This window comes from uncultured Veillonella sp. (genome assembly GCF_905209685.1).
GTDB lineage: Bacteria > Bacillota > Negativicutes > Veillonellales > Veillonellaceae > Veillonella.
Window position 1 is genome coordinate 22086 of record NZ_CAJLUB010000012.1, and the last position, 6082, is coordinate 28167.

Sequence of the window (6082 nt, forward strand, 5' to 3'; positions counted from 1 at the left end):
CCTACTCCTCACTGATCAAAATGCGTTGCGTTTCCTTGCCCGCAACGGTAAAACGTTTTTCAAGCAATCGGCCCAAAAGGGACACGATGATAATTAAAATGCCATAAATGATGGCCGCATCGACGAATAATTCAAGATAACGCTGGCTATTGCCACCCATGAGGTCCGCCTTACGCATCATATCGACAACGCCGACGTTAAAGATCAGCGCCGTTCCTTTCAACATGCCGATAACAAGGTTTGTCAACGGTGGAATGCTCATGGTGAAAGCCTGTGGCAAGATGATGCGCACATAGCATTGGAACTCGGTCATACCAAGGCTTTTAGCGGCTTCCTTTTCACCAGGCGCCACCGCATCAATACTGGAGCGCATGATTTCAGCACTATACGCCGCAATATGCAATGTAAACACGGCATACACGAATACGAGGCCCGGCACATTTTTCATGTTAAGACCCATATGGGACATGATTTCTGGTACCCCAAAGTAAATGAGGAATAGTTGTACCAAGAATGGCGTGCCCCGCATAAAGGAGATAAATACGATAAATAATTGGTTTAATACTGGCACCTTTTTGAGGCGAATGATGGCTATAATAGAGCCCAATATAACACCTAAGATGGCAGAAATAACGGTGATGAGCACCGTTACGTGAACATAATTCAAGAGCTGTGGAAACGCTTGGATCATGTAGGACACATCAAAATACTTGCCCACAGTAGCACCTCGTTTCTATACATAATAGAATAAGGCCGCCAAGGCGGCCTATTCGTTATTTTTGTGTTGGATCGAATGTGTAATCCCCACCAAGATATTGTTCAGAAAGTTTTTTCAACGTACCATCAGCACGCATTTCTTTCATCGTTTTATCGATTTTTTCATTTACTTGTTTCATATCGTCTGTTCGTTTAGACAAGAAGTATGTTGGTACTACTGCCAATACATCGCCTACGGCTTTGAGTGGTAAGCCACGGTCCTTAATAGCAGAGTTAATTACGTATTCGTACTCACCTGCTGCATCGGCACGACCGGTAGCAACGAGGTTCAATGTTTCAGCACCTGCTTTATCTGTGTAGATAATGTCGATTGGTGGATTAGCTGTTTCGTTGAATTGTTTTACTAATTCGTTGAACTCAGACGATGTAGTAACGGCGATTTTTTTACCTTTCAAATCATCTAGTTTAGAAATGTCATTACGGTCATTTTTCACCACTAATTTACGAGTAGAGTAGTTGTTAACCTCATTTGTGTAGTAGTATTTTGCTTCACGAGTTGGGTTACGACGCATTTGGTTCGCAATCATATCCACTTGACCTGCATCCATCGCTACGAAGGCAGCATCAACGGCCATCGGCTTGAAGTTGAAGTGAAGGTCTGGATTACGACGTTCAATTTCTTTCAACAACTCTACGTCAAAACCTGTAAGGTTGCCGTTATCATCTGTGTAGGAATAGGGGCGAACTGTACCGCGTGTAGCTACGTTAACTACTTTGGCATCTGGATTTACCTTTGTTTCTTTAGATGTATCGTCACCACATCCAGCTACCACGAGCACGCCTAGTGCCAATGCGCCAATGGCGAATAATTTCGTCAATTTCTTTGTATTAAACATGTAAAACTCCTTCTTTTCGCAATGTTTGCAAGAATGGCTCTACCTCATCGGTACGGGTAAAAGCCGCCATTATTCTATCTATTTGATCAGCCTTCAAGGTGAGGCCAAGCTTAATGCGTATATCCTCTAATGTAAGAGGATTATTCGGCGATCCTTTCGGACTGTTCACCGTTTCTGTGAAAGTTTCTCCATTTTTCAAGGTAACGGTTACTTTTGTAATCCGCTCTGTTTGGGATACCTTCGGCAAATCATAGACCCGTTCTATACGCGACATATAGTCTTGCACTGATTGGTCTATGGTATCTATCTTAAATAGTTCATCCTGTACCGCCCCATAGGCGAGGACTTGGTAAACGATGTACTCTATAGAAAACTGACCTTCTCGACCTGTTGTTGGCGATGTATAGCGCAATGCCGCATCAGCACCAGGTGGGAAGTGTACAGTAACTCTATCTATATCATCCCAAAGGGAAGAAACGAGGGTGGCACATAGTCTACGTTTACCTTGTTCCTCTGCATCTGGTGAAACGTTGTAGTGCTTAGACACATACGAAGAAGATGTAGTATATATACTATGTGCCACGGTTTCAGCTGCTTCAGCGCCACAAATGGCTGCCGAGCAATAAGGGTGGACTTTCATCCATAAACCAGGATCAATGAGTTGCCCTGGAGCTAACCAACGGCTAGCGATGTCATTTGATGTAACAGTAATGTTACCGATTGTTTTAAACCAACCCCGTTTAGGGTCAAACGGTTTTGTACTTGTTTGAAGTGATGTATGTTGCAACAGTTCGTAAGCCCACACACCATTGCCTGCTGCTAGTCCCGCATGGAGCGGCTTACCATCTGTACCACTTTGAAAGAACATGCCCGCCGATTGAGTAGCAGCCAGAGACAGGAGCTGAGCCAAGCTTTCACCATGAAGGCCTCGCAAAGCGCCTATAGCGGCCGCCACCCCAATAACACCAACGGTCCCCGTAGAATGCCATCCTTGGGTCCGATGGGCAGGATTGATGAGGGAACCAATAATCCCCTCTAGCTCGGCACCAATGATATAAGCACGAAGGAAATCGTACCACCTATCGGTGGGCTCGAGCACTGCTAATAGAGCAGAATATAAAACAGTACTGAAGTGCCCCGCCAAATTTGCCTGGGCATCATCAAAATCTAGATAATGCGAAGCGAAACCATAATACAGAGCCTTGTCGGTTCCTTTAACGGTTAAATTCCCTTCATGACCATCTGCATTGACAGTTCTATCCTGATTAGTCCCTATGAAGCAAGCCAAATCGTGGACAGCTTGCTTCGACTCAGCTGGCGCTAGGGATGCCAGATAATCTAGAAAAGCAATGCGAGCCACTGACAGGAGGTCCTCACGGTTCGATACATCCGTTTGTTCTATGTAGTTCACAATCGTCTGCGTTACAGAATCCATGGGCCCTCCTTTGAGCTATTTATTTACCAAATTTCTCAGCACGGTCATTTGGTTCTAACCAAATGGAATCGTCTGGACCTTTTGGAACGAGGCGTGGTAGATCTTCAAATGGCGTATGGTCTACGTAGTAGAAACGTTTACGCATAGAGTCGAAGTCTGTTGTACCACCGAATGCTGGATTGGAGTACAAGTCCTTTGCGTAGTTCCAAAGGTTTGGATAGTCTACGAGGCGTTTCTTGTTAACCAAGTATTTTTGGTAGAACACAAGGTCAAAGCGTGCCAATGTTGGGAAGATACGAATGTCTGGATCTGTAATCGTATCGCCCATCAAGTAACGTTGCTTGCTAAGGCGTTCTTCGAGCCAGTCTAAGCGAGCAAAGATACGGTCATAGTAGTATTCGTAATCTTTTTGGTTTGTTACGAGAGCTGCCAAGTTTACCGCCAAGTTAAAGTCAGCGTAGATGATAACGTTCAATGCATCGATATCGGCACGCAATTCTTCTGGGTAAATATCTGGAGCATCAGGAGAGATGAAATCTTTAAATCCCAATGCTAATTCTGTAGTCAACGCATGGTAATCGTTGTTTACTACCGCACCAGTTGTAACATCTACGATAGCTGGTACTGTGGAACGTGCGTCGTAGTTAGGGTCACCTTTGCGGTACGCTTCACCTAAGGAGTGAATGCCTAGTACTGGATCTTTTTCATCTTTATCAAGGGTAAAGAACCAGTCTGCAATAACCCCTGCTGGACGCAATGGATCAACCGTGCCTTTAGAGATTACCGTATCTAAGCCAAGCAAATCGATGGCAATGGCAATACGGTGAGCCCAAGGGCAATGTTTAGACCATACAAGACGATAACGGTCTTTTTCTACAGGTAAAAGCCCTGGTTCACTGCCAAAAGGTGTTGTGAATTGAGGTTCTTCGCTATCAGAATATTTTTGACGACGGTTAAAATTCGAAGCATCTTTACCTTCATACTCCTTTTGTTCCCCTTGAGAACGAGGGTTACTAGATTGAAACTCAGAAAAATCGATGGGACAAGGATTCATAGCACGTTGGAACTCAACCTCTTTTCGAGCTGCCGCGATACTAGGATCCTTGATGTTGCTTACATCTACGTGTTCACTCATTCTATACTCCTTATGGAGGTCATCTCTATTGGCCTTACAATTCTTATTTTGAAAGCTACTGTGATATCCCTCACTTATTCCTACTAACTTAATATGATTATGTATTTATAATATATTATTTAAATACCTATGTCAATAGTAGGTATTTAAAATTTATAATGATTATTAAAAACAAAAAAGCCCGAGCCATATCCTTTCTAGATATAACTCGAGCTTTATTTAGATTATGTGTTATATAAACATGATTAGTTATATAACTATCATGTACTATATAACCATTATGTGTTAGGCAAACAACATATATTAGAACATGAAGTTTACATCTGTACGCCAGTAATCACCTAATTTATTACCGTCCATGTCTTTATTGCCGAAGCCATAGTAAGCACCGATAGATACGTTTTGGAATGGTACATAGTTTACATTCGCCACGAAGCCTTTGAAACCATTACGTACATGAGCTACGCCCTTATTATCTACATAATGTTGATTGTAGAAGCTATAGGCAGGCGCAAAGGCACTACTGAAGATTGGGGAGTTCCCTTCTTGGTAGTAGTATTGACCGCGTACGCTATAAGTATGAGCTTTCTTAATGTCATAGTTACCATAGCCAAGGCTAGCCATCCAAGCATGAGAATCAGAAACGCCTGGAGCTGTAAGCCATTCGCCGAATACATTCCAACGGTTAAAGTTCATATTCGTGTTGAGACCCCAAATATTTTTGTATGGAGAATCAATGAAGGATTTAACTTGTTTTCCTGTCAACGCATCCACATCTTGGCCTTGGTACAATTTACCATCATGGAAGCGACCATACATACCACCAAGAGTAACATGTTTATTAAGTTTACCCTTAACTTCAACCATAGCTGCAGTAACTGTATTTTCTCTAGTTTGGTATGTAGGAGCACCGCCCAACCAGTAACCATAACTAGCAGAAACATCGAGCTTGCCATGTTTGTACATGAGGCGAGCACCATCAACGAGATCATCATACATAAGGCCTAGGCCTGGTGTATAGAGTTGACGACCTACGCGCAAGGTTGTATCTTTCCCAAAATGATGATCTACATAGGCAAGATTAATTTTGCCTTGTGTTGCGTTGCTATTGCCGAGTTCACTAGAGCCTTGAATACGTACAACAGCATCAGTTTTATCGTTAACTTTAGCATTAAAGATTACACGAGCACGATAATCAAAGGAAGAATGTTTACCATACGCATAGGTATCATTTTTCAATTCGCTGCCACGGTAACGCAAACGATAGTTACCAGTTACCTTTACATTCCCTACTTGATTTTCTAATTTTGCTACTCGTACACCTAATGTGTTGAGTTCAGAACCGAACTCATCGGCCAATCTATTAATCATCGCTTGTTGTTCCGCATTGGCTTTATCTTGGTTAGCCATCGCTTTAGCCACCATTTGAGCCATTTCGTAACGCGTAATAGGATTGCTGCCTTTGAAAGTTCCATCAGGGTATCCATTAATAATACCTGCATTTGCTAATTGCTCAACAGATTGATACGCCCAACTAGAAGCATCTACATCGGAAAATGGATTAGCTGCATACACACTTACAGAACCCAATACCATACAGGAAACTAAACTTGCTACCAACTTTTTATTCATCAAAAAGACCTTCTCTCATATAGATATCACACAATATCTCATATATTAATTTTATTTTGTATTATACGTAAACAATTCTATACCTAGAATAAAATCTATTATGTATATTAAATAAGCACTATTTATAAGATTTTTATTCGTGAGGTGTTGTATAGTTAATATCTTGTGCCTTGTAGCTTTCACCATGAGCTAATACGTGAACGATTGTTTCCAATGTGGCACGTACAGTTTCAACAGCCATACTTGGTTGATTTGGTTTATCCACCA

5 protein-coding genes and 1 pseudogene are annotated in these 6082 nt (G+C 42.1%); all 6 read right to left on the bottom strand.

Features of this window, described 5'->3' with window-relative positions:
* Window position 1: 1 nt before the first annotated feature.
* Complete coding sequence (locus tag QZ055_RS02260; protein WP_295824374.1) at window positions 2–718, bottom strand: amino acid ABC transporter permease; 717 nt, start codon at window positions 716–718, stop codon at window positions 2–4.
* Window positions 719–773: 55 nt separating this feature from the next.
* Complete coding sequence (locus tag QZ055_RS02265; protein WP_287499695.1) at window positions 774–1613, bottom strand: transporter substrate-binding domain-containing protein; 840 nt, start codon at window positions 1611–1613, stop codon at window positions 774–776.
* Complete coding sequence (locus QZ055_RS02270; protein WP_295824377.1) at window positions 1606–3048, bottom strand: MmgE/PrpD family protein; 1443 nt, start codon at window positions 3046–3048, stop codon at window positions 1606–1608. The genes QZ055_RS02265 and QZ055_RS02270 overlap by 8 nt, the downstream gene beginning before the upstream one ends.
* Before the next feature lie 19 nt (window positions 3049–3067).
* On the bottom strand, window positions 3068–4183 hold the full coding sequence (locus QZ055_RS02275) for a glutathione S-transferase C-terminal domain-containing protein (protein WP_295218732.1): 1116 nt from the start codon (window positions 4181–4183) through the stop codon (window positions 3068–3070).
* A 303-nt stretch (window positions 4184–4486) separates the two neighbouring features.
* Window positions 4487–5815 carry an S-layer homology domain-containing protein gene (locus tag QZ055_RS02280; protein ID WP_295824379.1) on the bottom strand — a complete coding sequence of 443 codons (1329 nt, stop codon included), beginning with the start codon at window positions 5813–5815 and terminating at the stop codon, window positions 4487–4489.
* Window positions 5816–5948: 133 nt separating this feature from the next.
* A pseudogene (locus QZ055_RS02285) lies at window positions 5949–6082 on the bottom strand (pyroglutamyl-peptidase I); the annotation flags it as partial.

Bases quoted from the DNA above. Each gene is read 5' to 3' on its own strand.
- QZ055_RS02265 (WP_287499695.1), bottom strand. From the start codon at position 1,613: ATGTTTAATACAAAGAAATTGACGAAATTATTCGCCATTGGCGCATTG.
- QZ055_RS02270 (WP_295824377.1), bottom strand. From the start codon at position 3,048: ATGGATTCTGTAACGCAGACGATTGTGAACTACATAGAACAAACGGAT.
- QZ055_RS02275 (WP_295218732.1), bottom strand. From the start codon at position 4,183: ATGAGTGAACACGTAGATGTAAGCAACATCAAGGATCCTAGTATCGCG.
- QZ055_RS02280 (WP_295824379.1), bottom strand. From the start codon at position 5,815: ATGAATAAAAAGTTGGTAGCAAGTTTAGTTTCCTGTATGGTATTGGGT.